General features: G+C 71.1%; 22 protein-coding genes and 1 riboswitch. Of the genes, 13 read left to right on the top strand and 9 right to left on the bottom strand.

The window, feature by feature from the left end:
* Positions 1 to 112: 112 nt before the first annotated feature.
* The gene (locus tag ABZY12_RS32755) at positions 113 to 580 is read right to left on the bottom strand and encodes a M23 family metallopeptidase (RefSeq protein WP_356896818.1); all 468 of its coding nucleotides are present in this window, start codon (positions 578 to 580) and stop codon (positions 113 to 115) included.
* A gap of 253 nt (positions 581 to 833) precedes the next feature.
* Here ABZY12_RS32755 and rpsB point away from each other — a divergent pair, with 253 nt between their 5' ends.
* The 5 genes from rpsB to ABZY12_RS32730 all read left to right on the top strand — a co-directional run bounded on the left by rpsB (position 834) and on the right by ABZY12_RS32730 (position 5,366).
* Positions 834 to 1,751, top strand: a complete 918-nt coding sequence (rpsB, locus tag ABZY12_RS32750; RefSeq protein ID WP_215066481.1) for a 30S ribosomal protein S2 — start codon at positions 834 to 836, stop codon at positions 1,749 to 1,751.
* Positions 1,752 to 1,874: 123 nt separating this feature from the next.
* The gene (gene tsf / locus ABZY12_RS32745) at positions 1,875 to 2,711 is read left to right on the top strand and encodes a translation elongation factor Ts (protein WP_356896815.1); all 837 of its coding nucleotides are present in this window, start codon (positions 1,875 to 1,877) and stop codon (positions 2,709 to 2,711) included.
* Between the two features lie 158 nt (positions 2,712 to 2,869).
* Positions 2,870 to 3,634, top strand: coding sequence for a UMP kinase (gene pyrH / locus ABZY12_RS32740; protein WP_356896813.1), 765 nt, complete (start codon positions 2,870 to 2,872; stop codon positions 3,632 to 3,634).
* An 89-nt stretch (positions 3,635 to 3,723) separates the two neighbouring features.
* Positions 3,724 to 4,281 carry a ribosome recycling factor gene (frr, locus tag ABZY12_RS32735; RefSeq protein WP_137993093.1) on the top strand — a complete coding sequence of 186 codons (558 nt, stop codon included), beginning with the start codon at positions 3,724 to 3,726 and terminating at the stop codon, positions 4,279 to 4,281.
* Positions 4,281 to 5,366, top strand: coding sequence for a phosphatidate cytidylyltransferase (locus tag ABZY12_RS32730; RefSeq protein ID WP_356896811.1), 1,086 nt, complete (start codon positions 4,281 to 4,283; stop codon positions 5,364 to 5,366). The genes frr and ABZY12_RS32730 overlap by 1 nt, the downstream gene beginning before the upstream one ends.
* Before the next feature lie 109 nt (positions 5,367 to 5,475).
* Here the strand turns inward: ABZY12_RS32730 and ABZY12_RS32725 are convergent, their stop codons facing one another.
* Positions 5,476 to 7,044 (bottom strand): NAD(P)/FAD-dependent oxidoreductase, encoded by a 1,569-nt coding sequence (locus ABZY12_RS32725; RefSeq protein WP_356896809.1) that lies wholly within the window; start codon positions 7,042 to 7,044, stop codon positions 5,476 to 5,478.
* 3 nt (positions 7,045 to 7,047) lie between these two features.
* A complete protein-coding gene (locus tag ABZY12_RS32720) occupies positions 7,048 to 7,548 on the bottom strand; it encodes an SRPBCC family protein (protein WP_356896807.1) in 501 nt (166 codons plus the stop codon).
* An 87-nt stretch (positions 7,549 to 7,635) separates the two neighbouring features.
* Here ABZY12_RS32720 and ABZY12_RS32715 point away from each other — a divergent pair, with 87 nt between their 5' ends.
* The 6 genes from ABZY12_RS32715 (at position 7,636) to ABZY12_RS32690 (ending at position 16,606) form a co-directional block, all read left to right on the top strand.
* Complete coding sequence (locus ABZY12_RS32715; RefSeq protein WP_356896805.1) at positions 7,636 to 8,517, top strand: SDR family oxidoreductase; 882 nt, start codon at positions 7,636 to 7,638, stop codon at positions 8,515 to 8,517.
* A 419-nt stretch (positions 8,518 to 8,936) separates the two neighbouring features.
* Positions 8,937 to 11,288: an FhaA domain-containing protein gene (locus ABZY12_RS32710; protein WP_356896803.1), complete on the top strand. Its 2,352-nt coding sequence runs from the start codon at positions 8,937 to 8,939 to the stop codon at positions 11,286 to 11,288.
* Positions 11,289 to 11,531: 243 nt separating this feature from the next.
* Entirely contained in the window at positions 11,532 to 12,638 is a 1,107-nt protein-coding gene (rlmN, locus tag ABZY12_RS32705) for a 23S rRNA (adenine(2503)-C(2))-methyltransferase RlmN (RefSeq protein ID WP_356896801.1), read from the top strand.
* Between the two features lie 29 nt (positions 12,639 to 12,667).
* Positions 12,668 to 12,775: riboswitch (TPP riboswitch) on the top strand.
* A gap of 86 nt (positions 12,776 to 12,861) precedes the next feature.
* Positions 12,862 to 13,926 (top strand): thiamine ABC transporter substrate-binding protein, encoded by a 1,065-nt coding sequence (locus ABZY12_RS32700; protein ID WP_356896822.1) that lies wholly within the window; start codon positions 12,862 to 12,864, stop codon positions 13,924 to 13,926.
* Between the two features lie 38 nt (positions 13,927 to 13,964).
* The gene (locus tag ABZY12_RS32695; RefSeq protein WP_356896820.1) at positions 13,965 to 15,578 is read left to right on the top strand and encodes an iron ABC transporter permease; all 1,614 of its coding nucleotides are present in this window, start codon (positions 13,965 to 13,967) and stop codon (positions 15,576 to 15,578) included.
* Entirely contained in the window at positions 15,578 to 16,606 is a 1,029-nt protein-coding gene (locus ABZY12_RS32690) for an ABC transporter ATP-binding protein (protein WP_356896799.1), read from the top strand. The genes ABZY12_RS32695 and ABZY12_RS32690 overlap by 1 nt, the downstream gene beginning before the upstream one ends.
* A 43-nt stretch (positions 16,607 to 16,649) precedes the next feature.
* On the opposite strand, the gene ABZY12_RS32685 is transcribed toward ABZY12_RS32690, so the two are convergent.
* Positions 16,650 to 17,573, bottom strand: coding sequence for a hypothetical protein (locus ABZY12_RS32685; RefSeq protein WP_356896797.1), 924 nt, complete (start codon positions 17,571 to 17,573; stop codon positions 16,650 to 16,652).
* Between the two features lie 124 nt (positions 17,574 to 17,697).
* On the opposite strand from ABZY12_RS32685, the gene ABZY12_RS32680 reads away from it, so the two are divergent.
* On the top strand, positions 17,698 to 18,804 hold the full coding sequence (locus tag ABZY12_RS32680) for a hypothetical protein (RefSeq protein ID WP_356896795.1): 1,107 nt from the start codon (positions 17,698 to 17,700) through the stop codon (positions 18,802 to 18,804).
* 6 nt (positions 18,805 to 18,810) lie between these two features.
* Here ABZY12_RS32680 and ABZY12_RS32675 read toward each other — a convergent pair whose 3' ends face one another.
* From ABZY12_RS32675 to ABZY12_RS32655, 5 genes are all read right to left on the bottom strand, one after another.
* Complete coding sequence (locus ABZY12_RS32675) at positions 18,811 to 19,917, bottom strand: Rossmann fold nucleotide-binding protein (protein WP_356896793.1); 1,107 nt, start codon at positions 19,915 to 19,917, stop codon at positions 18,811 to 18,813.
* Between the two features lie 149 nt (positions 19,918 to 20,066).
* Positions 20,067 to 21,206, bottom strand: a complete 1,140-nt coding sequence (locus ABZY12_RS32670; protein ID WP_356896791.1) for a hypothetical protein — start codon at positions 21,204 to 21,206, stop codon at positions 20,067 to 20,069.
* Positions 21,188 to 21,916, bottom strand: a complete 729-nt coding sequence (locus ABZY12_RS32665; RefSeq protein ID WP_356896789.1) for an ATP-binding cassette domain-containing protein — start codon at positions 21,914 to 21,916, stop codon at positions 21,188 to 21,190. The genes ABZY12_RS32670 and ABZY12_RS32665 overlap by 19 nt, the downstream gene beginning before the upstream one ends.
* Before the next feature lie 236 nt (positions 21,917 to 22,152).
* The gene (locus ABZY12_RS32660) at positions 22,153 to 23,532 is read right to left on the bottom strand and encodes an aspartate aminotransferase family protein (protein ID WP_356896787.1); all 1,380 of its coding nucleotides are present in this window, start codon (positions 23,530 to 23,532) and stop codon (positions 22,153 to 22,155) included.
* Positions 23,517 to 24,008 carry an Lrp/AsnC family transcriptional regulator gene (locus ABZY12_RS32655; RefSeq protein ID WP_356896785.1) on the bottom strand — a complete coding sequence of 164 codons (492 nt, stop codon included), beginning with the start codon at positions 24,006 to 24,008 and terminating at the stop codon, positions 23,517 to 23,519. Before ABZY12_RS32655 ends, ABZY12_RS32660 begins: the two co-directional genes overlap by 16 nt.
* A gap of 192 nt (positions 24,009 to 24,200) precedes the next feature.
* Here ABZY12_RS32655 and ABZY12_RS32650 point away from each other — a divergent pair, with 192 nt between their 5' ends.
* Positions 24,201 to 25,637, top strand: coding sequence for a gamma-aminobutyraldehyde dehydrogenase (locus ABZY12_RS32650; RefSeq protein ID WP_356896783.1), 1,437 nt, complete (start codon positions 24,201 to 24,203; stop codon positions 25,635 to 25,637).
* Positions 25,638 to 25,748 lie beyond the last annotated feature (111 nt).

Genomic DNA, 25,748 nt, shown 5'->3' with positions numbered 1-25,748 from the left:
CCGGGGCGGGGTGGGGAACTGCGAAGCTCCCATGGATCGCCAAGCCAAGGGCTGCCCCGGCACAGCTGCGCGATGTCTCCGCCCGCCCCCTCGTTCGTTCGGTCCGGTGGTCCTACGGCACCCCCGTCACCGGGAGCAGGCGGGACGGGCCCGTCCGGAGCAGGAGAAGGGGGTTCAGGTAGGTGTCACCCCGGAGCAGGCCCCAGTGGAGGCAGGACTGCGGGCAGTGGGGTGACTCGCCGCTCGGGGCGGAGACCGTGGCCACCGGTTGGCCGCTGGTGACGGTGGTGCCCGCCGCCACCAGCGGGGTCACCGGGCCGTAGGTGGTGCGCAGGGGCGGGGTGCCGGTGCCGGGCAGGGTCACGGTCAGGACGCCGCGGCCGCCGACGGGACCCGCGAAGGTGACCACGCCGGAGGCCGTCGCGCGGACGGGAGTGCCCGGTGGTGCCGCGAGGTCGAGGCCGCGGTGGCCGGGGGCGTACGGTCCGGCGGGCGGGTCCCAGCCCCGGAGGATCTCCGGGGGCGGTGGCCCCACGGGCCACACCAGGGTGAGCGTGAGCAGCAGTGTCGTCAGATGCATGGAGGCCACGATCCCGGGGCCGTCCGATTGGTGGGGATCATGGACGGTATCTGTGGACGACGGGCTGGTTGTGGACAGCGCCGTCACCCGGTGGCCCCCGGGTCCCGTACACTTCCTATGGCGATCCGGGTCACCGGGTCGACTTCGCACGCCCCGCCACCACCCTCACAGGTCGTGGAGCGCCTTTCGGTCCCTCGCGGCACGGCGCGCCGGGGTGTCAGGACATAACCGAGAAACTCAAGGAGATACGGCCATGGCCGTCGTCACGATGCGGGAGCTGCTGGAGAGCGGCGTCCACTTCGGTCACCAGACCCGTCGCTGGAACCCGAAGATGAAGCGCTTCATCTTCACCGAGCGCAACGGCATCTACATCATCGACCTGCTCCAGTCGCTGTCGTACATCGACCGCGCCTACGAGTTCGTCAAGGAGACCGTCGCCCACGGCGGCTCCATCATGTTCGTCGGTACGAAGAAGCAGGCCCAGGAGGCCATCGCCGAGCAGGCGACGCGTGTCGGCATGCCGTACGTCAACCAGCGTTGGCTCGGTGGCATGCTCACCAACTTCTCCACCGTCTACAAGCGTCTGCAGCGCCTCAAGGAGCTCGAGCAGATCGACTTCGAGGACGTCGCCGCCTCGGGTCTCACCAAGAAGGAGCTCCTGGTCCTCTCCCGCGAGAAGGCCAAGCTGGAGAAGACCCTCGGTGGTATCCGCGAGATGCAGAAGGTGCCGAGCGCCGTCTGGATCGTCGACACCAAGAAGGAGCACATCGCCGTCGGTGAGGCGCGCAAGCTCCACATCCCGGTCGTCGCGATCCTCGACACCAACTGCGACCCCGACGAGGTCGACTACAAGATCCCGGGCAACGACGACGCGATCCGCTCCGTCACCCTGCTCACCCGCGTGATCGCCGACGCCGTCGCCGAGGGCCTCATCGCCCGTTCCGGCGCCGCGACCGGCGACTCGAAGCCGGGCGAGAAGGCCGCCGGCGAGCCGCTCGCCGAGTGGGAGCGCGACCTGCTCGAGGGCGAGAAGAAGGCCGACGAGACCGTCGAGGCCGAGAAGCCGGCCGAGGCCGCCGCTGAGGCGCCCGCCGCCGAGACCGAGGCGCCCGCCGCCGAGGCCCCGGCCGCTGAGGCCGAGGCTCCGGCCGCCGAGGCCGAGCAGGCCTGATCCACGGCCCGGCCTTCACCGGCCAGGCTGTTTCGGATGGTTCGGATGACGACGGCGGGGGCCCACGAAGCCCCCGCCGTCCACCCGTAGATCTTTCAGACTTCGAGAGAGAAACTCAGACTCATGGCGAACTACACCGCCGCTGACGTCAAGAAGCTCCGTGAGCTCACCGGCGCCGGCATGATGGACTGCAAGAAGGCCCTGGACGAGGCCGACGGCAACGTCGACAAGGCCGTCGAGGCCCTGCGCATCAAGGGTCAGAAGGGCGTCGCCAAGCGCGAGGGCCGTTCTGCCGAGAACGGTGCCGTCGTCTCCCTGATCGCCGACGACAACACCTCCGGTGTCCTCGTCGAGCTGAAGTGCGAGACGGACTTCGTCGCCAAGGGTGACAAGTTCCAGGCCGTCGCCAACGCGCTCGCCGCGCACGTCGCCGCCACCTCCCCGGCCGACCTCGAGGCGCTGCTCGCCTCCGAGATCGAGCCCGGCAAGACCGTGCAGGCGTACGTCGACGAGGCCAACGCCAACCTCGGCGAGAAGATCGTCCTCGACCGCTTCGCGCAGTACGCCGACGGCTACGTCGCGGCCTACATGCACCGCACCATGCCCGACCTGCCCCCGCAGATCGGTGTTCTCGTCGAGTTCGACAAGGAGAACGCCGAGATCGCCAAGGGTGTCGCGCAGCACATCGCCGCCTTCGCGCCGAAGTACCTCACCCGTGAGGACGTTCCGGCCGAGGTCGTCGAGACCGAGCGTCGCGTCGCCGAGGAGACCACCCGCGCCGAGGGCAAGCCCGAGGCCGCGCTCCCGAAGATCGTCGAGGGTCGCGTCAACGGCTTCTTCAAGGACGCCACGCTGCTCGGCCAGCCGTACGCGCTCGACAACAAGAAGTCCGTCCAGCAGATCCTGGACGAGGCCGGCGTCACCCTGAAGCGCTTCACGCGCATCAAGGTCGGCATCTGAGTCCGTACGCGACGGACACCGGACCCCGGTAGGGTCTGAAGCAGTTGTCCGCGTTCGCGTAGGACGACCGCAGATCTGACGAGGAGGCCATTGCCGTAGGGGAAACCGCAAGGACCCACCGGCAATGGCCTTCGTCGTATGTGCACGAGGAGATCTCCATGAATCAGGGCGCCGCACAGGGCGATGACAACCACGGCAAAAAGGCCGGCCGCTTCATGCTGAAGCTGTCCGGTGAGGCATTCGCCGGCGGCGGCGGGCTCGGCGTCGACCCCGACGTCGTGCACAAGATCGCACGCGAGATCGCCGCGGTCGTTCGCGACGGCGCGGAGATCGCGGTCGTGATCGGCGGCGGGAACTTCTTCCGCGGCGCGGAGCTGCAGGTGCGCGGCATGGACCGGGCGCGCTCCGACTACATGGGCATGCTCGGCACGGTCATGAACTGCCTCGCCCTCCAGGACTTCCTGGAGAAGGAGGGCATCGACTCCCGCGTCCAGACCGCCATCACCATGGGCCAGGTCGCGGAGCCGTACATCCCGCTGCGCGCCGTGCGCCACCTGGAGAAGGGCCGCGTCGTCATCTTCGGCGCCGGTATGGGCATGCCGTACTTCTCCACCGACACCACGGCCGCCCAGCGCGCCCTGGAGATCGACGCCGAGGCCCTGCTCATGGGCAAGAACGGCGTGGACGGGGTCTACGACTCCGATCCGAAGACCAACCCCGACGCGGTCAAGTTCGACGCGCTGGAGTACGGCGAGGTGCTCTCCCGCGACCTCAAGGTCGCCGACGCCACCGCCATCACCCTGTGCCGGGACAACAATCTCCCGATCCTCGTCTTCGAACTGCTCGCCGAGGGCAATATCGCGCGCGCGGTGAAGGGTGAGAAGATCGGCACTCTCGTGAGCGACCAGGGCACCCGGGCCTGAAACCGGGTACCGCCCCGCGAGGGGATGGACAGAGCCCTGCCGGTCGTACACCGTGCAGGACAAGACGCGACGACACGCAGGAGCAACTGGTGATCGAAGAGACCCTCCTCGAGGCCGAGGAGAAGATGGAGAAGGCCGTCGTGGTCGCCAAGGAGGACTTCGCCGCGATCCGCACCGGCCGTGCGCACCCGGCGATGTTCAACAAGATCGTGGCGGACTACTACGGTGCCATCACGCCCATCAACCAGCTGGCGTCCTTCTCGGTGCCCGAGCCGCGCATGGCCGTGGTGACCCCGTTCGACAAGAGCGCGCTGCGCAACATCGAGCAGGCGATCCGCGACTCCGACCTCGGCGTCAACCCGAGCAACGACGGCAACATCATCCGTGTGGTGTTCCCCGAGCTCACCGAGGAGCGCCGCCGCGAGTACATCAAGGTCGCCAAGAGCAAGGCCGAGGACTCGAAGATCTCCATCCGCTCCGTCCGCCGCAAGGCGAAGGAGACCATCGACAAGCTGGTCAAGGACGGCGAGGTGGGCGAGGACGAGGGCCGCCGCGGCGAGAAGGAGCTCGACGACACCACCGCGAAGTACGTCGCGCAGGTGGACGAGCTGCTCAAGCACAAGGAAGCCGAGCTGCTCGAGGTCTGATGAACGACTCTTCCTGGGGGGCCCCGGCCGGTACCGGCTACTGGGGGCCCGACCAGGGGCCTGCCCCGGCGGGTCCCGCATACGATGGGCGGCAGGCGGCGCAGACTCGGCCCATGCCCATCGTGCCCGACGTCCCCGCCGGCGACCACCAGGACGACCACGATCGGGGGGCCGCTCAGCGGAGCGGTCCCCCGTTCCGTGCCGAGACGCCGAACGAGCACCCGCAGGAGCCCATGTCCAGCCCGTCCCAGCCCGCCGCCCCGCAGAAGAAGACCGCGGGGCGCGACCTGGGCGCGGCCATAGGCGTCGGGCTCGGGCTCGGCGCCGTCATCATCGCGTCGCTGTTCATCTGGAAGGCCGCGTTCGTCGGCGTGATTGCGGTCGCGGTGGTGGTCGGCCTGTGGGAGCTCACCTCCCGTCTCCAGGAACGCAAGGGCATCAAGGCGCCGCTGGTCCCGCTCGCGGTCGGCGGTGCGGCGATGGTCGTCGCCGGTTACGTGCGGGGCGCGGAGGGTGCCTGGGTCGCCATGGCACTGACCGCTCTGGCGGTGCTGGTCTGGCGCATGACCGAGCCGCCCGAGGGCTATCTGAAGGATGTCACGGCGGGCGTCTTCGCCGCGTTCTACGTACCGTTCCTGGCGACGTTCGTGGCGCTGATGCTCACCGCCGACGACGGACCGCGGCGGGTGCTGATGTTCCTGGTGCTGACCGTGGTCAGCGACACCGGGGCGTACGCGATCGGCTGGCGCTTCGGGAAGCACAAGCTGGCACCGCGCATCAGCCCCGGAAAGACCCGTGAGGGACTGATCGGGGCGGTGACCTTCGCGATGGGGGCCGGCGCGCTGTGCATGCAGTTCCTCATCGAGGACGGCGCGTGGTGGCAGGGGCTCCTCATCGGCCTGGCGGTGGCGGCGAGCGCGACGCTCGGTGACCTCGGCGAGTCGATGATCAAGCGGGACCTGGGCATCAAGGACATGGGCACCCTGCTGCCGGGGCACGGCGGCATCATGGACCGGCTGGACTCGCTGCTTCCGACGGCTCCGGTGGTCTGGCTGCTGCTCGTGATCTTCGTCGGTACGACCTGACCCGCGGCCCCGGATGCGTACGAGAAGGGCTCGCCGTCCCCGGGACGGCGAGCCCTTCGTCGTCGTTCCTCCCGTCTCTCCGTGCTGGATGCCGGCGGCCCCGATCCGGTCACGTCCGGCGGAGCAGGCGGCCGCGCAGCGCGGCCCGTGCCGCGTTGGCGCCCGGTGCGCCGTGGACCCCGCCGCCCGGGTGGGCCGAGGCGGAGGCCAGATACAGGCCCTTGACCGGCGTCTCCGGGCGGCCGGTGCCGGGCGTGGGGCGGAAGACGAGCTGCTGGTGGAGGGAGGCCGTACCGCCGTTGATGGCACCGCGACGCAGATTCGCGTCCATCGACTCCAGCGTCGGCGGGGCCAGGACGCGTCGCGACCGGACGCGGTCACGGAAGCCGGGGGCGTACCGCTCCACCTGGGCCTCCACGCGGTACGCCATCGCCTCCCGCTCCCGGGTGTCCCAGGCTCCGGTGATCCCGTCGGGTCCCGCGTCGCCCCGGATGTGCTGCGGCAGGTGCGTGTACGCCCACGCCGACTCGGTTCCGGCCGGTGACCGCCCCGGGTCCGCCGTGGTCATCTGACCGAAGAGCGCGAACGGTTCCTCGGGGACGAGCCCCATGGAGATCTGCGCGGCGAACCGGGTCAGCCCGTCCACCCCGTCGGCCAGGTGTACGGTGCCGGCCGTCGCCGCGGCGGGCGCCGTCCACGGCACGGGCGAGTCGAGCGCCCAGTCGACCTTGAAGGTGGCGAAGTCCCACTGGAAGCGCCGGATGTCGCGCAGCAGACGGTCCGGCAGATGCGCCGGGTCGACCAGCCGCCCGAAGAGGGCGGGCGCCGACACGTCGGCGAGCACGGCCCGCCGCGCGGGCACCTCCTCACCGGCGGCCGTACGGACCGCCACCGCCCTGCCCTCCCGTACGACGACCGACACCACCCGTTCCCCGCACCGCACCGCACCACCGAGCCCCGCCAGGCGGCCCACCAGAGCGGCCGTCAGCGCACCGGCGCCGCCCACCGGCACCGGGAAGCCGTGGCTCTGGCCGAGCATCGACATCAGCCAGCCGTACCCTCCGCTGCCCGCGGACTCCGGGGCCAGATCCGCGTGCAGCGCGTTGCCCGCGAGGAGCAGCCGGCCCGCCTCCCCGCGGAACTCCTCCTCGCCCAGCCGGCGTACCGGCAGCGACAGGTTCCTGGCCAGCCGCAGCGCGGCCGGCGGGCTGATCCGGGTCGCGAGGCGCAGCGTCGCCAGGACGGGCGGGAAGGGGGTGAAAAGGGCGCGCCCGATGTCCCCGCCGAGCCGGTCCCACACCGCGTACATGCCCCGCCAGGCGTCGCCGTCACCGTCGGCGAACGCCTCCAGACCCGCCGCCGTGTCCTCGGCGTCGCGCGCGAGCACCGCGCACCGGCCGTCGCGCAGCGGATGCGCCAGCACCCGCGGGGCGTGGCTCCAGCGCAGACCGTGGCGCGCCAGGTCGAGACGGGCCACCACGGGGGAGGCGGCGGCCAGCGGGTAGAAGGCGCTGAAGAGATCGTGGACGTAGTCGGGGTGGAGGCCCCGGTCACTGCGTACCGCGCCGCCAGGCTCGGGCTGTTCCTCCAGCACCTCCACGCTCCACCCGGCGTCCGCGAGCAGGTTGGCGGCGACGAGACCGTTGGGGCCGGCTCCGATCACCACGGCGTCGGGCACCGGTCACACCGCCCGGGGCGGCGGGGCGGCCGCCGTGTCACCCGCCCGGTCGCCGGGGGCCCGGCCGTCGTTCGCCCCGTTCTCGACGGTCCTGGCCAGCCGGGCGAGCATGTCCCGGTGGCGGAGCTGGATCAGCGCGTCCGAGAGCGTGTTGTGCCAGCGTCCGCCCAGTCCGCGCAGGGGGTGCTCGTCGCAGATGACCAGGCTCTCCTCGCCCCACGGACGGATTTCGAGGGCGACCCGGGCGGTTCCGATGCCCTGGGCGACGGCCTCCAGCTCCAGGACGGTCCCCGGCTCACAGCGGCGCACGATCGTCTCGCCGCTGCCCGACCACGGGCCGACCCTGACCGTGTACCGCAGCCGGGAGCCCACCCGGGGCCAGTCGGCGTCCAGGGGATCGGAGTCCGAGGTGCCCACCACCCACTCGCTGTAGCGCGCCGGATCCGCGAGGACGGCCCAGACAGCCTCCGGGCTCCGGCGGATCAGCTGGTGTCGTACGGCCATGGGGTCCTCCCGCGTGAGAAGTCGGTCGTCGAGCGAGCGGGTTCCCGGTCCCGCGCAGAACATCCCCCGCCTGCCTACCGTGGACCCATGAGCGGAGGTTCACCACTGCGCGGTCGTACGGCGGTCGTCACGGGCGCGGCGCGCGGAGTGGGGGAGCGGGTGGCCCTGGCTCTCGCCCGGCGCGGTGCGCGCGTCGCCCTGCTGGGGCACGAGGAGGCGGAACTGGCCCGGGTGGCGGCCCGCTGCCGGGAGGCGGGCGGCGCCGCCCACCCCTGGCGGGCCGACGTGACCGACGAGCGGCGGATGACGGCCGTGGCCGGGGAGGTCGAGCGGCGGCTGGGGCCCGCGTCGGTCGTCGTCGCCAACGCGGGGATCGCCGCCGGCGGCCCGTTCGACCGGACCGCCCCGGACACCTGGCGGCGAATCGTCGAGGTCAACCTCGTCGGCAGCGCCGTCACGGCGCGCGTCTTCCTGCCCGCGCTGTCGGCGACCCACGGTTACTACCTGCAGATCTCGTCGCTCGCGGCGCTCGCGCCGGCGCCGATGATGACGGCGTACGCCGCGTCGAAGGCCGGTGTGGAGGCGTTCACCCACGCCCTGGGAGCGGAGGTCGCGCACCGCGGCGTGGCGGTGGGCGTGGCCCGGCTCACCTGGCACGACACCGGCATGATCCGGGCGGCCGACGACTACCGGGTGATGCGCGAGCTGCGGCACCGGATGGCGTGGCCCGCCTCACGGGTCCACCGCGTCGACCGGGTCGGCGAGCGGCTGGCCAGGGGCATCGAGCGCCGCAGCGCCGTCGTGAGCCTGCCGCCCTGGCTACGCCTCGTCGAGGCGGCCCGCCCGCTGCTGCCCGCAGTGGTCACCCTTCGCGCCCGACGCACCCTGTCCCACCTCGACGAGCACGACCTCACCCCCACCGACCTCCTCGGCCCGGGTGGCGCCGCGGACCTGACCCGCCCACGCTAGCGGTGTCTCGCCGTTCCTCCGGGCGCGTGACGTCTGCACGCACGCCCTCCCGCGTACTCCATCGGGCACAAGCGGTGCCCCCACCGCTGTCGCCGGTCGTCGACGGTCCGCGGGGACTCGCTCCTCCGCCTCGCGCTCGCACGCACCAGACTCCGCTCGCCGATCGGTGGCCGGCCCCGTTCCGCCAGACGAGCCGTAGGGGCCGGGTCGGTGGCACCGGGGGCGATCTGGGGCAAAGGGCCAGGTCACCGCGGTGGTGTCGACATCGTTCGGGCCGTCGGAACACCGCCCGGTCCGGTCCGTCCCAGCCGCTGATCTGATGAATTGCGGCGACACACCGCGCTTGATCACGAATTGTGGCTATATAACTACTATCAGCAATCTTCTCCATCTGACCGATCGGTACCCCGGAGGCTGTAGTGGGGACGCTGAACAAAATCGAACAAAAATTCGAAGCTTTGGTCAATGGAACCTTCGCCAAGGTGTTCAAATCCGCGGTCCAGCCCATGGAATTCATCGGTGCTCTCAGGCGCGAGTGCGACATCAACGCCAGGATCTGGAACCGGGACTGCACCATCGCCCCCAACGGTTTCATCGTCGAACTCAGTCCGGGCGACCACGAACTCCAGAGCGCGTGCCTGGTCATGCTCGGCGAGGAACTGGTCCAGAAGCTGCGCGAGTACGCCGATCAGCAGCGCTATTCGTTCGTAGGTCCGCTGAAGGTGCAGTTGCAGCGGACCGAGAGCCTGAAGGCCGGGCAGTTCCGCGTGCGCAGCCGACTCGAGGTCCCGCCCGAGGTCCAGCAGGCCCTGCAGGCCGATCAGCGCTACCGCAGCACGTACGCGTCGTCGGTCGGACCCGGCGGGGAAGAGGCCCCTGCCTGGCAGCGGCACCCGCACATCTCGCGCGGGGAGAAGCGAGTCCTGACGGTGGAGCAGTTCATATCATTCGGCCTGACGTTCGCTCAGGACGGCACGCTCGTCCGTGCCGACCCGTCGAGCCCCCTCGCAGCTCCGCCCAGGCCGGTCCGCCTCCTGGAGCCCGTCAGGGACCACGCGGGCGTGCCCGCTCTCGCTCGGTCCGGTCGCGAACCACTCGCGCTGCCTCCCGGGTACCGCGTGGCTCCCGCGCTCGGCCCGGCCGAAAGCGACGTTCCCCGCTTCGGCCGCGAGACCGGCCGCCGGTACACCATCGCCTCTTCCGAACCCCGGTTCAGGAGCCTGGCCGTGGGGAAGCCGCCGATCACTCCCGTGCCGGGCGGCGGTCCGCGCCGAGCGGAAACCCCCGTCCACCGGTCCGCCCAACAGACCCAGCCGCCGGCCGGTGACCACAGCCGCCGTCACGCCGGCGCCCCCGTGGCCGGCAGCACCCTCACCTCTTCGAAAAACCTCGTCCCCGCGAAAGGATTCATCGTGACCAACGATCGCGACACCTCCGTCGACGGTCCCGCACCCGACAGGAGACGAGAAGGCTCCGACGGGCCCGCGGCCGGGCTCGCCACGCCCGACTCGTCCGCCGCTGACGACTCCCAGGACGCGGTGTCGACGGAACCCGGGGCCGGAACCCGGGGCGCGTACGAGGCGCTGCCGCCGCGCGGCGCGATGGAGCGCCGCCGCTCGGTGCCCACCCTGCACGGCCTCGGCGCGGAGCAGCCTCTGCCCCCGTCGTACACCAACCGGGCGCAGCTGCCCCAGGGCGCGTCCGGACTCCCGCCGCACTACGGCTCACCGCCTCACCCCACTCCGGCGCACTGGCCGGGACCGGACCGGGGCGGCCGTAGCGGCAGCCTGGGGCGCAGTGCCGCGATCGAGCTCTCCTCCGACCGTCTGCTGCGCACCCGGTCCCGAGACCGTCGCGGCCTCAGCCGGCTGCGCATCGGCGGCAGAGCCGCGGAGCGTGAGCGCGAGGAGAAGCTGGCCATCCTCCGTACTCCGGTGATGCAGTGCCACAAGATCGCCGTCATCAGCCTCAAGGGCGGAGTCGGCAAGACGACCACCACGACCGCCCTGGGGGCGACCCTCGCCACCGAGCGTCAGGACCGGGTCGTCGCGATCGACGCCAATCCGGACGCGGGAACACTCAGCCGGCGCGTGCGCTGCGAGACCAGCGCCACCATCCGTGACCTCGTGGCCGAGCTCCCGAACATCGACAACTACATGGCCGTACGGCGCTTCACCTCCCAGTCCCCGAGCGGACTGGAGATCCTCGCCAACGAGGCCGACCCCGCGCTCTCCACGGCGTTCAACGACGAGGACTACCGGCAGGTGGTCGGCTGCCTCGGACAGCACTACCCGATCGTCCTGACCGACTCCGGGACCGGCCTGCTGCACAGCGCGATGCGCGGCATCCTCGACTTCGCGGACCAGCTGATCGTGGTCGCCACACCCAGTGTGGACGGCGCCACCAGCGCCAGCACGACCCTGGACTGGCTCAGCGCGCACCACTACGACGATCTCGTCCAGCGGAGCATCACCGTGATCTCCGAGCCCCGCAAGAAGAGCAAGATGGTGAAGGTGAACGACGTCGTCGATCACTTCCGCGCCCGCTGCCGGGGCGTGGTGATGATCCCCTTCGACGAGCACCTCGCCACGGGCGCGGAGGTCGATCTGAAGGAGATGAGGCCGCAGACCCGCCAGGCCTACTTCGATCTGGCGACGCTGGTGGCCGCGGACTTCCCCCGCACCCAGCCCGAGGCCGTGAGCTGGGGCGCTTCGTATCCCCACTCGGGTTACAACGCGGCCAGCATGTTCGCCGCCCCCGCATGGGGCTGACCCCCCACCGGAGCGGGCCGCACGACGAGGCGTCGTCGATCATGAAGATCGCCGGCGCCGCCCGCGGGGTCCTGGCGGGGCGCGTGTGCCGCGACGAGTAGACGAGCAGACGGCCGCGCCACGGCGGATCTGGCCCTCCGGGCCGTCTCCGGGCCGCCGGAGACGGCCCGGAGACGGCCCGGGACGACCGCGGAGCGCTTCGGGCCCTGGGGGCCGGGATCCGTCTGCGACACTGGTAGAACCATGCCCAAGCCCGGAGAACTCACTTTCGTCGCGCCCCGCGGAGCCAAGAAGCCGCCGCGGCACCTCGCCGACCTCACGCCCGCCGAGCGCAAGGAAGCCGTCGCCGCGATCGGCGAGAAGCCGTTCCGCGCCAAGCAGCTGTCCACGCACTACTTCGCGCGGTACGCCCACGACCCCGCCGAGTGGACCGACATCCCCGCCGCCTCCCGCGAGAAGCTGCGGGGCGAGCTGCTGCCCGACCTGATGTCCGTCGTCCGGCACATCTCGTGCGACGACGACACCACCCGTAAGACCCTGTGGCGGCTGCACGACGGCACGCTCGTCGAGTCCGTCCTCATGCGGTATCCCGACCGGGTCACCATGTGCATCTCCTCGCAGGCCGGCTGCGGGATGAACTGCCCGTTCTGCGCCACCGGGCAGGCCGGGCTCGACCGGAACCTGTCGACCGCCGAGATCGTGCACCAGATCGTCGACGGGATGCGGGCGCTGCGCGACGGCGAGGTGCCGGGAGGGCCGGCGCGGCTCAGCAACATCGTCTTCATGGGCATGGGCGAGCCGCTCGCCAACTACAAGCGGGTCGTCGGGGCGATCCGGCGGCTGACCGACCCCGAGCCCGACGGGCTGGGGCTCTCGCAGCGCGGGATCACCGTCTCCACCGTCGGTCTCGTGCCCGCGATGCTGCGCTTCGCCGACGAGGGCTTCAAGTGCCGGCTCGCCGTCTCGCTGCACGCGCCCGACGACGAGCTGCGCGACACCCTCGTGCCCGTCAACACCCGCTGGAAGGTTCGCGAGGTCCTCGACGCCGCCTGGGAGTACGCGGAGAAGTCCGGCCGCCGGATCTCCATCGAGTACGCCCTCATCCGGGACATCAACGACCAGGCATGGCGGGGCGACCTGCTCGGACGGCTCCTCAGGGGCAAGCGGGTGCACGTCAACCTCATCCCGCTGAACCCGACCCCCGGGTCCAAGTGGACGGCCTCCCGTCCCGAGGACGAGAAGGCGTTCGTCGAGGCCATCGCCGCCCACGGCGTGCCGGTGACCGTCCGCGACACCCGAGGTCAGGAGATCGACGGCGCCTGTGGACAGCTCGCCGCCACCGAACGCTGACCTTGTAGGCTGAGCTCGAACACATCTCCATATTCCGACAGGGGAGCGCCACAGCGCTGAGAGTGCGGTCAACGGACCGCAGACCCTCTGAACCTCGCCCAGGTCATTCTGGGTAGGAAGTTCGGTCGTTACTCGAGCTGTTGCGCCCTGCCCACCCTCGGGTGGGCAGGGCCGCGTCTCTTCCTGGTCACACCCAGGAGGAATTTCAGTGAGCACCAAGAAGATGGCCGCGGGCGCGCTCGTCGCCGCGCTGGGCGTCACCACGCTCGCCGCGTGCGGCGGCTCCGGCGACCAGGCCGACAGCCGTGCGCCGAAGACCGTGACCCTCGTGAGTCACGACTCCTTCAACGCCTCCAAGGAGGTGTTGGCGGAGTTCACCCAGAAGACGGGTTTCACGGTCAAGGTCCTCAAGAGCGGCGACGCCGGTGAAGCCGTCAACAAGGAGATCCTGACCAAGGGCTCCCCGCAGGGCGACGTCTTCTTCGGCGTCGACAACACCCTGCTGTCCCGCGCGCTCGACAACGGCATCTTCGTCCCGTACGAGGCCAAGGGCCTCGACCGGGTCCCCGCCGGACTCCGGCTCGACGAGGAGCACCGGGTCACCCCCGTCGACACCGGCGACATCTGCGTCAACTACGACAAGAAGTACTTCGCCGACAAGAAGCTCGCGCCCCCGCAGACCTTCGACGACCTGGCGAAGCCCGCGTACAAGGACCTGCTCGTCGTCGAGAACCCCGAGCGGTCCTCCCCGGGACTCGGCTTCCTCCTCGGCACCGCCGCCCGGTACGGCGACGACGGCTGGCAGGACTACTGGAAGAAGCTCAAGGCCAACGGCGTGAAGACCGTCGACAGCTGGGAGCTCGCCTACAACCAGGAGTTCTCCGGCTCCGCGGGCGGCAAGAAGGCCAAGGGTGACCGTCCGCTGGTCGTGTCGTACGCCTCCAGCCCGCCGGTCGAGGTCCTCTACTCCGAGCCGCAGCCGAAGACCGCCCCCACCGGCGTCTCCACGGGCACCTGCTTCCGGCAGACCGAGTTCGCCGGACTGCTCGACGGGGCGAAGAACCCCGAGGGCGGCAAGATGCTGATCGACTTCCTGATCTCCAAGAAGTTCCAGGACGACATGCCGCTGCAGATGTTCGTCAACCCCGTCACCAGCGACGCGACGCTGCCCGAGCTGTTCACCCAGCACGGGGTGGTGATCGACAAGCCGCAGACGATGGAGCCCGCGAAGATCGCCGAGAAGCGTGACCAGTGGATCCAGTCGTGGTCCTCGCTCGTGCTGAAGTGACGAAAGCGCCCCGTGGAAGCGCGGCGCGGCTCGGCCTCATGGTCGTGCCCGTCGCGTTCTTCGGCCTCTTCTTCGCCTGGCCCGTCGCCTCGATCATCGAGCGCGGGCTCATGGTGGACGGGGCATGGCGGTTCGGCCGGTTCGGCCAGACGCTGACCCGGCCGGAGATCCTCGACGTCCTCTGGTTCACGCTGTGGCAGGCGCTCGCCTCCACCGCGCTGACCCTGCTGATCGCGCTGCCCGGCGCGTACGTCTTCGCCCGCTTCGACTTCCCCGGCAAGGCGCTGCTGCGCGCCGTCGTCACCGTCCCCTTCGTCCTGCCCACCGTCATGGTCGGCACGGCGTTCCTGGCACTCGTCGGTCGCGGCGGGCTCCTCGACGAGCTGTGGGGCGTCCGCCTGGACACCACCGTGTGGGCGATCCTCCTCGCCCATGTCTTCTTCAACTACGCCGTCGTCGTCCGGACCGTCGGCGGCCTGTGGGCCCAGCTCGACCCCCGTCAGGAGGAGGCCGCCCGGGTCCTCGGCGCGTCCCGGTGGACCGCGTGGCGGACCGTGACCCTCCCCGCGCTCGCCCCGGCGCTCGCCGCGGCCGCGCTGATGGTGTTCCTCTTCACCGCCGGCTCCTTCGCCGTCGTCCAGATCCTCGGCGGGCCGACGTACTCCACCCTGGAGACGGAGATCTACCGCCAGACGGTCGACCGCTTCGACCTCACCACGGCCGCCGTCCTCACGATGACGCAGTTCGTCGCCGTCGGCGCGATCCTCGCCGTGCACGCCTGGACGGTACGCAGGCGGGAGACGGCCCTGAGGCTCGTCCCGCCCGAGCGGACCGCGCACCGGCCGAAGGGCGCCGGCCAGTGGACGCTCCTGGGTGGCGTGCTGCTGTCGGTCGCGCTGCTGATCGTCCTGCCGCTGGGCGTGCTCGTCGAGCGGTCCTTCGACACCCCGCGCGGGTACGGGCTCGACTACTACCGTGCCCTGCGGTCCGTGGACGCCTCCGGCACCTTCCTCGTGCCGATGGCGGAGACCATCGTGAACTCGCTGCAGTACGCCCTGGTCGCCACCGCGATCGCCGTCGCCGTAGGCGGGCTCGCCGCGGCGGCCCTGACCCGGCGGGCGGGGCGGTTCGTACGCGGCTTCGACGCGCTCCTCATGCTGCCGCTGGGGGTCTCCGCCGTCACCGTCGGCTTCGGGTTCCTGATCACGCTGGACGAGCCACCGCTCGACCTGCGGGCGAGCTGGATCCTCGTACCGCTCGCGCAGGCGCTGGTCGGCGTGCCCTTCGTCGTACGGACGATGCTGCCCGTCCTGCGGGCGGTGGACGAACGGCTGCGGGAGGCGGCGGCCGTCCTCGGCGCCTCACCGCTGCGGGCCTGGCGCGAGGTCGACCTGCCGCTCGTGCGCAGGGCGCTGCTCATCGCGGCCGGGTTCGCCTTCGCCGTCTCGCTCGGCGAGTTCGGCGCGACCGTCTTCATCGCCCGGCCCGACAACCCGACGCTGCCGGTCGCCGTGGCGCGGCTGCTCGCCCGGCCGGGCGAGCTCAACTACGGCCAGGCCATGGCCCTTTCGACGATTCTGATGGTGGTGTGCGCGGTGGCTCTGCTGCTGCTCGAACGACTGCGCACCGACCGGGCCTCTGGGGAGTTCTGATGCTGACGCTCAAGGACGCGACCGTACGGTTCGGGGAGCGCGCCGTGCTCGACTCGGTGGACCTGGAGGTCGCCGAGCACGAGATCGTCTGTGTGCTCGGGCCGAGCGGCAGCGGCAAGTCCACGTTGCTGCGGGCCGTCGCCGGTCTGCAGACGCTGGACGGCGGCCGGGTGCTCCTCGGCGGCGCCGACCAGGCGGGGGTGCCGGTGCACCGGCGCGGTGTCGGCCTGATGTTCCAGGACCATCAGCTCTTCCCGCAGCGGGACGTGGCGGGCAACGTCGTCTTCGGGCTGCGGATGCACGGGGTCGGCAGGGACGAACAGGCCGTACGCGCGGGGGAGTTGCTCGACCTCGTCGGACTGCCAGGGGCCGGGCGGCGGGCCGTCGCCTCGCTCTCGGGCGGCGAGCAGCAACGGGTCGCGCTGGCCCGGGCCCTCGCCCCGCGGCCCCGGCTGCTGATGCTGGACGAGCCGCTCGGTCAGCTCGACCGAGGGCTGCGGGAACGGCTCGTGGTCGAACTGCGGCATCTGTTCGGGCAGTTGGGTACGACGGTGCTGGCCGTCACCCACGACCAGGGCGAGGCGTTCGCGCTCGCCGACCGGGTCGTGGTGATGCGGGACGGCCGGATCGCCCAGACCGGGACACCGCTGGAGGTGTGGCAGCGACCGGCCTCGGAGTTCGTGGCCCGCTTCCTCGGCTTCGACAATGTCGTGGCCGCGGCGGTGAGCGGCGGCGCCGCCGACACGGTCTGGGGCAAGATCCCCGTCCCGGACGGGACGGCGCAGGGCGCGGCGAAGATCCTGGTCCGCCCGGCCGGCGTACGCCTCGGGGCGCCGGCGGACGGCCTGCCCTGCACGGTCGACGCCCGCACCTTCCGCGGCAGCCATGTCGCCGTGCTCCTCCGCCCGGCCGACGGCCCGGTCCTGGAGGCCGAGTGCACCCTTCAGGACGCGCCGGAGGAGGGTGCGACGGTGGGGGTGACGTTCACCGCCACCGAGGTCGTGGTGCTGGCGGGGGAACGGGACTGACCCGGGTACCGGCGCTGTCCGCCGCCCCACGCCGCGGGCGGGATCAGGGGACGCGTACGGGCTCGGGTGCGGGCTCCGGCGCGGGCGCCGCCGAGGCGGGGTCGCCCTCCGGTGCGCCGAACCAGGCCACCGCCACCGCGCCCGCGACCGCGAGGACGAAGCCGGTCACCGCGAGCCAGGCGAAACCGGGACGCGAGGCGTCGCCCAGCCACCACACGCCGATCATCCCCGGGAGCACCGTCTCGCCGACCACCAGCGCCGCCGTCGCCCCGTTCACCGAGCCGATCTGGAGCGCGACCGTGTGCAGATACATGCCGCCGATCCCGGCCACGAGGATCGCGTACAGTGCCGGGTCCGCGAGCAGCGCGCCCAGGTCGAACGGGTCGACGCCGTTCAGCACCCGGACCCCGACCCCGAGCGCGCCGAAGCCCAGACCGGACAGCAGACCCGCCAGGATCGCCGCGCTCGCGCCCAGGAACCGTACGACGATCGTCCCGCCCACCATCAGCAGCACCGAGATCGCCAGCAGCCACCAGTGCGTGGCGATCGGCGTGTGCCCGCTGCCCTCCGGGCCGGCCGCGCTCGCCAGCAGCACCAGGGCCGAGCAGACCACGCCGATCGAGGTCCATTCCGCGCGGGTCAGCCGGATGCCGAGCAGCTTGACGCTCAGGACGGCCGTGATGACGAGGTTGGCGCTGATCACCGTCTGGGAGAGGAACAGCGGAAGGAGCCGGGCGGCGAGCGCCCCCAGCCCGAAACCGACGAAGTCCAGGATCGTGCCGACGACGAACTCCCAGGTCATCGCCGCCTTCGCGGTGGACGAAAGGCTCGGGCCGCCCCGCCCGGTGACCTGTCCGGCCGCCGCCGCCTCCCGGCGGGCGGACTTGCGGGAGCCGACGGCCTGAAGCACCGAGCCCGTGCCGTAACAGATCGAGGCGGCGACGGCGGTCAGCAGTCCTATGAGCACGTGGAGGCTCCGTTCGCGTACAAGAGGGTGTTCCGGGTTCGTTCCGGCTGTCAGACGTGGGATCGGGCGCCGAAGTTGCCTCGCGTGGCCATCGGCGTTGATCAACTGGCCTACGCTGCTGCGCGTGAGCGGAATAGACGTGGGCAACGGAGTGGTCGGCGCCATCCTGGGGGTCGTGTTCGCCACCCTGTTCCAGCAGTGGACGCAGGACGTGTGGTTCAGGATCAGACGCCGGTCGGCGGGGGTGGTCCGCAGCCTCACCTTCCGGGAGCGGCAGGGGTCGGCCTGGTCGACGTTCTCCCTGGGCCCCCTGCACACCTCCGCCCTGATCGTCGAGGGCGACGGGGACCGCGCCATCGCCCCCGAGTCGATCCACGTCCAGGTCCTCGACGGGGAGATCGCCCTGCCGGAGGAGATGGCGGGCTGGCGCGACGAGATCGAGGCGGAGGAGACCCGGGCGAGCGCCGCGGGGGAGCGGGCACCGGTGTGGAACGGCCCGCGCTACGCCGTGGAGAGCCTGGAGGTGTCCCGGACCGCCCTCGACGAGCAGTCCGAGGTCCACCTGAGGCTGCGGCCCACCGACTACTACACCTTCCTCGCGGCCCAGCAGCTCGACCGCCGGCTGCCGGACGGCTCCACACCCCGGTCCCGCTACCTCGATCCCGAAGAGCCGCTCACAGCCCCGGCATTCCTGCAGTGCAGCTTCGCCGTCAACATCGCCGTGGTCACCTCCGACCACCTGCTCGTCGTGAGCCGGCGCAGCAACCGCGTGCGTATGGCACCGGGCGTATGGAACTCGTCCGTCAACGAAGGGCTCTCCCGGCACATCGACTCGGCCGGCCGCAACGCCCCCGACCTGCACGCCGTCGCCCGGCGCGGCATGCGGGAAGAGATGTCACTGGAGCCGAACGAGTACACGCTCTCCCTGCTGGCTTTCGTCCTCGACGTCGAGAAGCGCCACTGGAGCGCCCACTTCTACGCTCGTCTCGCCGATATGACGGGCGAACAGCTCCAGGCGCGGTTGAGCAGAGGCGTCGCCGACCGCTGGGAGCACCAGAGCGTCGAGTACGTCCCCTTCCGCTCCGCCGACGTGGCCCGGTATCTGCTGCGGCCCGACCGGATCCACCGCTGGGCGCCGCTCGCGCCCGCGCTGTTCCATCTGGCGCTGGTGCATGTGCACGGCCGGGCCTCGGTGGAGCGGGCCGAGGCGCAGGCCGTCCGCAGGCTGTAGCGGCGGCTACGTCGCGCCCGCCAGGCGCCGCAGCGCTTCCGGGGCCTCGTCGATCGAGTCCACCAGGGCGATGCGCGCCGCCATCGGACGGCCCGACGCCAGGGCGCGCAGCAGTGGCCAGGCGGGCAGCCGCTCCGTCCAGTGGGCGCGGTCGACCAGGACCATGGGGGTGGGCTCGCCCCGGGACTCGTAGTAGTTCGGCGTGGAGTTGTCGAAGATCTCCTGCACCGTCCCGGCCGCGCCCGGCAGGAAGACCACACCGCCGTCGCAGCGGGCGAGCAGACCGTCCTCACGGGTGGCGTTGGCGAAGTACTTGGCGATGTGCCCGGCGAACGGGTTGGGCGGCTCGTGGCCGTAGAACCAGGTCGGAATCCCGACCGAGTCGCCGCCCTCGGGCCAGCGGGCACGCACCTCGAACGCGGCGCGCGCCCAGTCGGTGACGGACGGGACGAACGACGGTGCCTTGGCGAGGAGTTCGAGCGCCTCGTCGAGGACGGCGTCGGCGAGCGGGGCGGTGTACGCGCCCAGGTTCGCGGCCTCCATCGCGCCCGGGCCGCCGCCCGTCGCCACGGTGAGACCGGTGCGGGCCAGCGACCGCCCGAGGCGGGCGGCACCGGCGTACGCGTCCGTACCGCGGGCCATGGCGTGGCCGCCCATGACGCCGACGACCCGGCTGCCGACGAGGAGTTCGTCGAGCGCGTCGGAGATCGCGTCGTCATGGATGGCGCGGAGCATCGACGCGAAGATGTCGCCGTCGGCCTTCGTGCGCTGGAACCAGGCGTACGCGAGGGCATCGGGGGTCGCCTCGTACCCCTCGGCCCTCACCCCGGCGAACAGGTCATCGGGGGAGTAGAGCAGGGCTCGGTACGGGTCGAACGGAAGGTCCGGTACGGGAGGGAAGACGAGGGCCCCGTCGGCGCGGACCTTGGCCGCGGCCTCGGGCTGCATCTCGCAGCCGAGGAAGACGGCGCCGGTGGTCGCGACGGACAGCAGCGCGAAGGTGTGGTCGGTCAGGTCGAGCGACTGGATCCGGTGACCGACGAGGGAGCCGCGGGCGACGGCCGCGGCGAATTCCCGGTGGTTGTGGATCTCGCGGTCGTGGTGGCGGGCCATGCGCCCACGATAGGCCCCGGGCGAGGGGTGCCGGGCCCGCCGGCCCGGGGCCCGAAGGGGCGCCGCCCCCCCCGCGCGAGGGACTTGCGAGGGCGCCGGCCAGTGGATTGTGCCCACCCGCTCCGCTCTGGCGCAGGTGCCCGCAACGGCTAGCGGAGGGGCACCGCCGCCAGCGCCGCCACCAGCCAGGTCACGGGGAGGAACACCGCCAGCAGGGCGCCCGCGCGGAGCAGGGCCGCCGTGCGCAGGACCGTGGGTGGGGCGCCGAGGCGCAGGAGGGCCTCGGTCGTGTGCTCCCGGCACTGCTTGGACTCCAGGGCCGTCGTCAGAAGCGTCGCCATCGTGCAGGCCATCACCAGCGCCGCGCCCAGGCCCGTCAGGGGCCCGAAGTCGCCCGTCCCCGCGTCGTACAGCGTCGCCGCCGCGAGTCCGCCGGAGGCCACCGCGCACACCACGCCGAGCGGGCGTCCGATACGGCGGGACTCGCTCATCAGGACCCGGCCGGCGAGCAGCCGGGTCGCGCCCGGGCGGGCGGACTGGAGGAGGCGGCCGCACCAGTGGGTGATGCCGGGGCCCGCCATCGCCAGGCCCAGCGCCGTGAGGATCCAGCCGATGAGCACACCCGCGGGGCTGCCCTCGAAGCGGCCCGGCAGCGGGAGCGCCCCGCCCTCGCCGCCCTGTCCCGCGTACGTCTCCACCGCGAGGCCGACCGCGAGCAGCGCCACGCCCCACGGCAGCCCGGCCGGCGCCGCTCTCTCGGCGCCCTCCACCGGGACCGATTTCCTCGGCCGCAGGGCGAGCGCGGCCGCCGTCGAGGCGACCACCGGCAGGATCGCGAGCAGGGTGAGCGCCGCCGGCAGGGGGATCGGCTGGTCGGCGGCGAGCAGCTCGGCGGCCGCCCCGTCGAACGGCAGCCCGGTGATGTCCCCGCGCAGGTGCAGGTAGAACAGGAGCGCGACCATCGAGCCGAGCGTGCAGGACACCGCCGTCGACGCGGCGGCGATGGCCGTCAACCGGGCGGGGCCGAGACCGACCGCCGAGAGCCCCGGCCGCGGCCGCGTGCTGGGATCCGTACGCGCCACCGCCACGGCGAACTGCACGGTGGCCGCCATCGGGATCAGACACCACAGCAGGCGCAGCGTCGAGGCGGCCGAATCGGCGGGGTGGCCGACGGCGTACCCCAGCGTGCACAGCAGCAGGAACCCGACCCCCGCCGCCGCCGTGGCGACGAGGAGCCGTCGCAGCAGGACGAGGGGGTGGGTTCCGCGGACTAGACGGAGAGCGAGCACGCCGTGACGCCCTCCGCCCCGGTCGTCGGTGCCACGGCGCTCACCCGGCGCCCGTCGAGCAGGGCGACCGTGCGGTCGGCGAGGGTGGCCACCTCGGTGTCGTGGGTGGCGAGCAGCACCGTGATCCGGTGCGAGCGGGCCGCGGCCGTCAGGGTGCGCAGCACCTGGGACCCGTCGGCGCTGTGCAGGGAGGCGGTCGGTTCGTCGGCGAAGAGTACCGACGGGGTGGTGATCAGGGCGCGGGCGATGGCGATCCGCTGGCGCTGCGACTGGGTCAGGGCGTGCGGCCGCTTGGGCCCGCACATGCCGATGTCGAGTCGCTCCAGCCACTCCAGGGCGGAGGTCTTGGCCACCCGGTGCGAGACCCCGCGCAGCAGCAGCGGCAGGGCGGCGTTCTCCCAGGCGGTCAGCTCGGGCACGAGCCCGGGCTCGGGGTCGATCCAGCCGAAACGATCCCGCCGGAGCCGTTCGCGCTGGGCCTGCCCCATGGTGTGCACGGGACTGCTGTTGAACCAGACCTCGCCCTCCTGGGCGACCACCTGGCCCGACAGGCAGTGCATGAGGGCGGTCTTGCCGCTGCCGCGCGGGCCGACGAGGGCGAGGATCTCCCCCTCGCGCACGCCGAGGGAGACGCCGCTGAGCACGGTCGTGCCGCCGAGCGCGTAGTGCAGGGAACGCGCCCAGAGCACGTCGTTGTCCGGTGGGGCCATCGCGTACACCTCGAAGTCGGATCGAAGTCGGATCTGATGTCTGGTCCCCCGTGTTCCCCCGTACGGGGGAACGAAAGGACGGGCCTTTGGGTCACTGGGCACCGTAAGGATTCAGATCCGCTTGTACGGACAGCACACGGCCCGGGCCGCCGCCATCCACTCGGATGGCGGCATGCCCGGGCCGGGGTCACGCCGTGAGGGCGGCGTGAGGTCGTACCGGTGTCAGCCGGACGGGATCAGAGCTTGGTCCACGCCTCGGTGAGCACCGAGCGCAGGATTCCCTCGATCTCGTCGAAGGTGCCCTGGTCGGCGATCAGCGGCGGGGCAAGCTGGATCACCGGGTCGCCACGGTCGTCGGCCCGGCAGTACAGGCCGTTGTCGAAGAGCGCCTTGGAGAGGAAGCCGTAGAGCACGCGCTCGGTCTCCTCGTCCGTGAAGGACTCCTTGGTGACCTTGTCCTTCACGAGCTCGATGCCGTAGAAGAAGCCGTTGCCGCGGACGTCGCCGACGATCGGCAGGTCGTGCAGCTTCTTCAGGGTGTCGAAGAAGTTGCCCTCCTGGTCCAGCACGTGCTGGTTCAGGCCTTCCTTGTCGAAGATGTCGAGGTTGGCGATGGCGACCGCCGACGACACCGGGTGGCCACCGAAGGTGTAGCCGTGCAGGAAGGTGTTGTCGCCCTTGTAGAACGGCTCCGCGATGCGGTCCGAGACGATGCAGGCGCCGATCGGGGAGTAGCCCGAGGTCATGCCCTTGGCGCAGGTGATCATGTCCGGCACGTAGCCGAACTTGTCACAGGCGAACATCGTGCCGAGGCGGCCGAAGGCGCAGATCGTCTCGTCCGAGACGAGGAGCACGTCGTACTGGTCGCAGATCTCGCGGACCCGCTGGAAGTACCCGGGCGGCGGCGGGAAGCAGCCGCCGGCGTTCTGCACCGGCTCCAGGAAGACGGCCGCGACGGTCTCGGGGCCCTCGAAGAGGATCTGCTGCTCGATCTGGTCGGCGGCCCAGCGGCCGAAGGCCTCGGGGTCGTCGCCGTGGATCGGGGCGCGGTAGATGTTGGTGTTCGGCACCTTGTGCGCGCCGGGGACCAGCGGCTCGAAGGGGGCCTTGAGGGCGGGCAGACCGGTGATCGACAGGGCGCCCTGCGGGGTGCCGTGGTAGGCGACCGCACGCGAGATGACCTTGTACTTGGTGTGCTTGCCCTGCAGCTTGAAGTACTGCTTGGCGAGCTTCCAGGCGGTCTCGACGGCCTCGCCGCCACCGGTGGTGAAGAAGACCTTGTTCAGGTCGCCCGGGGCGTAGTCCGCCAGCCGCTCGGCGAGCTCGACGGCCTTGGGGTGCGCGTACGACCACACGGGGAAGAACGCGAGCTCCTGGGCCTGCTTGTACGCGACCTCGGCCAGCTCCTGGCGGCCGTGACCGGCGTTGACCACGAAGAGACCCGCGAGACCGTCGAGGTAGCGCTTGCCCTTGTCGTCGAAGATGTAGGTGCCCTCACCACGCACGATGGTGGGTACAGGCGAGTTCTCGTACGACGACATGCGGGTGAAGTGCATCCACAGGTGGTCGTAGGCGGTCTTGGAGAGGTCCTTGCTCACGGCTATCGGGTTCCCCACATATAGGTCTGCTTCTTGAGCTTGAGGTAGACGAAGCTCTCGGTGGAGCGCACGCCGGGGAGGGTGCGGATGCGCTTGTTGATCACATCCAGCAGGTGGTCGTCGTCCTCGCAGACGATCTCCACCATCAGGTCGAACGAGCCCGCGGTCATCACCACGTACTCGCACTCGGCCATGGCAGTCAGCGCGTCGGCGACCGGATCGAGGTCACCCTCGACGTTGATGCCGACCATCGCCTGCCGCCGGAATCCCACGGTGAGCGGGTCGGTGACGGCGACGATCTGCATGACGCCCTGGTCGAGCAGCTTCTGGACGCGCTGCCGTACGGCCGCTTCCGACAGGCCTACGGCCTTGCCGATGGAGGCGTACGGACGGCGACCGTCCTGCTGGAGCTGCTCGATGATCGCCAGCGAGACGGCATCGATCGTCGGGGACGAACCGGTTCCGGTCCTGGAGTTCGTGCTTTGACTGGCCACACCTCACTGTGCACCGAGACTCGTCTGTCTGGCAAGCCCAGAGCGATGTAATTCGTTGTTTCGGGTTCGCGATCACACTGAATCCGAAGTTGTGAGGCGTCGGGCCTGTCGAAAGCGTCCGCCGAGCGACTAGTGTGGGGGTGTCTCATCCATCGGGACAGAACGAACTCTGAACGACAGGAGGGGTGGCAAGTGACCACCGAGCTGCGCCGGCTGCGTAACTACATCAACGGGGAGTTCCGGGACGCCGCCGACGGGCGGACCATCGAGGTGGTCAACCCGGCCACGGGCGAGGTCTTCGCCACGTCTCCGCTCTCCGGGCAGGCGGACGTCGACGCCGCGATGACGGCCGCCGCGGCCGCCTTCCCGGCCTGGCGGGACACCACCCCCGCCGAGCGCCAGAAGGTCCTGCTCAAGATCGCGGACGCGTTCGAGGAGCGCGCCGAGGACCTGATCGCCGCCGAGGTCGAGAACACCGGCAAGCCGGTCGCCCTCACCGCGAGCGAGGAGATCCCGCCGATGGTGGACCAGATCCGCTTCTTCGCGGGTGCCGCGCGGATGCTGGAGGGCAAGTCCGCCGGTGAGTACATGGAGGGCCTGACCTCGATCATCCGCCGCGAGCCGGTCGGTGTGTGCGCCCAGGTCGCGCCGTGGAACTACCCGATGATGATGGCCGTGTGGAAGTTCGCCCCGGCCCTCGCCGCGGGCAACACGGTCGTCCTCAAGCCGTCCGACACGACCCCCGCGTCGACCGTCCTGATGGCCGAGATCATCGGCTCCATCGTCCCCAAGGGCGTCTTCAACGTGATCTGCGGCGACCGCGAGACGGGCCGCGCGATGGTCGAGCACCCGATCCCGGCGATGGCCTCCATCACCGGTTCGGTACGCGCCGGCATGCAGGTCGCCGAGTCGGCGTCCAAGGACGTCAAGCGCGTCCACCTGGAGCTGGGCGGCAAGGCCCCGGTCGTGGTCTTCGAGGACACCGACATCGCCAAGGCCGTCGAGGACATCTCGATGGCGGGCTTCTTCAACGCCGGCCAGGACTGCACGGCCGCGACGCGCGTGCTCGTGCACGAGTCCATCCACGACGAGTTCGTGGCGCAGCTGGCGAAGGCCGCCGCGGACACCAAGACGGGTCAGCCGGACGACGAGGACGTGCTCTACGGTCCGCTGAACAACGCCAACCAGCTCAAGCAGGTCTCCGGCTTCATCGACCGCCTCCCGGCCCACGCCAAGGTCGAGGCCGGCGGCCACCAGGTCGGCGACAAGGGCTACTTCTACGCCCCGACCGTCGTCTCCGGCCTCAAGCAGGACGACGAGATCATCCAGAACGAGGTCTTCGGTCCGGTCATCACGGTGCAGTCCTTCCGTGACGAGGAGCAGGCCCTGGAGTACGCGAACGGCGTCGAGTTCGCGCTCGCGTCCTCGGTCTGGACGAAGGACCACGCGCGGGCGATGCGGATGTCCAAGGCGCTCGACTTCGGCTGTGTGTGGATCAACACCCACATCCCGCTGGTGGCGGAGATGCCGCACGGCGGCTACAAGAAGTCCGGCTACGGCAAGGACCTCTCGGCGTACGGCTTCGAGGACTACACGCGCATCAAGCACGTGATGACGTCCCTGGGCTAGTCGCCAGGCGATACGAGACGGGCGGCCGGGGTTCTTCCCCGTCGGGCCGCTTCTCCTCCCCTTGCTTCTGGCCTTCCGGCTTGTTCTCGCCGTCCGTCTTCGCCGGGGCCT

The organism is Streptomyces sp. NPDC006551, from assembly GCF_040611675.1.
Lineage (GTDB): Bacteria > Actinomycetota > Actinomycetes > Streptomycetales > Streptomycetaceae > Streptomyces.
The sequence above is the reverse complement of the archived record's forward strand: the minus strand, read 5'-3'. Positions and strand labels throughout refer to the sequence as shown.

Coding starts and splice junctions, on each gene's coding strand:
- ABZY12_RS32755 (WP_356896818.1), bottom strand. CDS start 580: ATGCATCTGACGACACTGCTGCTCACGCTCACCCTGGTGTGGCCCGTG.
- rpsB (WP_215066481.1), top strand. CDS start 834: ATGGCCGTCGTCACGATGCGGGAGCTGCTGGAGAGCGGCGTCCACTTC.
- tsf (WP_356896815.1), top strand. CDS start 1,875: ATGGCGAACTACACCGCCGCTGACGTCAAGAAGCTCCGTGAGCTCACC.
- pyrH (WP_356896813.1), top strand. CDS start 2,870: ATGAATCAGGGCGCCGCACAGGGCGATGACAACCACGGCAAAAAGGCC.
- ABZY12_RS32730 (WP_356896811.1), top strand. CDS start 4,281: ATGAACGACTCTTCCTGGGGGGCCCCGGCCGGTACCGGCTACTGGGGG.
- ABZY12_RS32720 (WP_356896807.1), bottom strand. CDS start 7,548: ATGGCCGTACGACACCAGCTGATCCGCCGGAGCCCGGAGGCTGTCTGG.
- ABZY12_RS32715 (WP_356896805.1), top strand. CDS start 7,636: ATGAGCGGAGGTTCACCACTGCGCGGTCGTACGGCGGTCGTCACGGGC.
- rlmN (WP_356896801.1), top strand. CDS start 11,532: ATGCCCAAGCCCGGAGAACTCACTTTCGTCGCGCCCCGCGGAGCCAAG.
- ABZY12_RS32700 (WP_356896822.1), top strand. CDS start 12,862: ATGGCCGCGGGCGCGCTCGTCGCCGCGCTGGGCGTCACCACGCTCGCC.
- ABZY12_RS32695 (WP_356896820.1), top strand. CDS start 13,965: ATGGTCGTGCCCGTCGCGTTCTTCGGCCTCTTCTTCGCCTGGCCCGTC.
- ABZY12_RS32690 (WP_356896799.1), top strand. CDS start 15,578: ATGCTGACGCTCAAGGACGCGACCGTACGGTTCGGGGAGCGCGCCGTG.
- ABZY12_RS32675 (WP_356896793.1), bottom strand. CDS start 19,917: ATGGCCCGCCACCACGACCGCGAGATCCACAACCACCGGGAATTCGCC.
- ABZY12_RS32665 (WP_356896789.1), bottom strand. CDS start 21,916: ATGGCCCCACCGGACAACGACGTGCTCTGGGCGCGTTCCCTGCACTAC.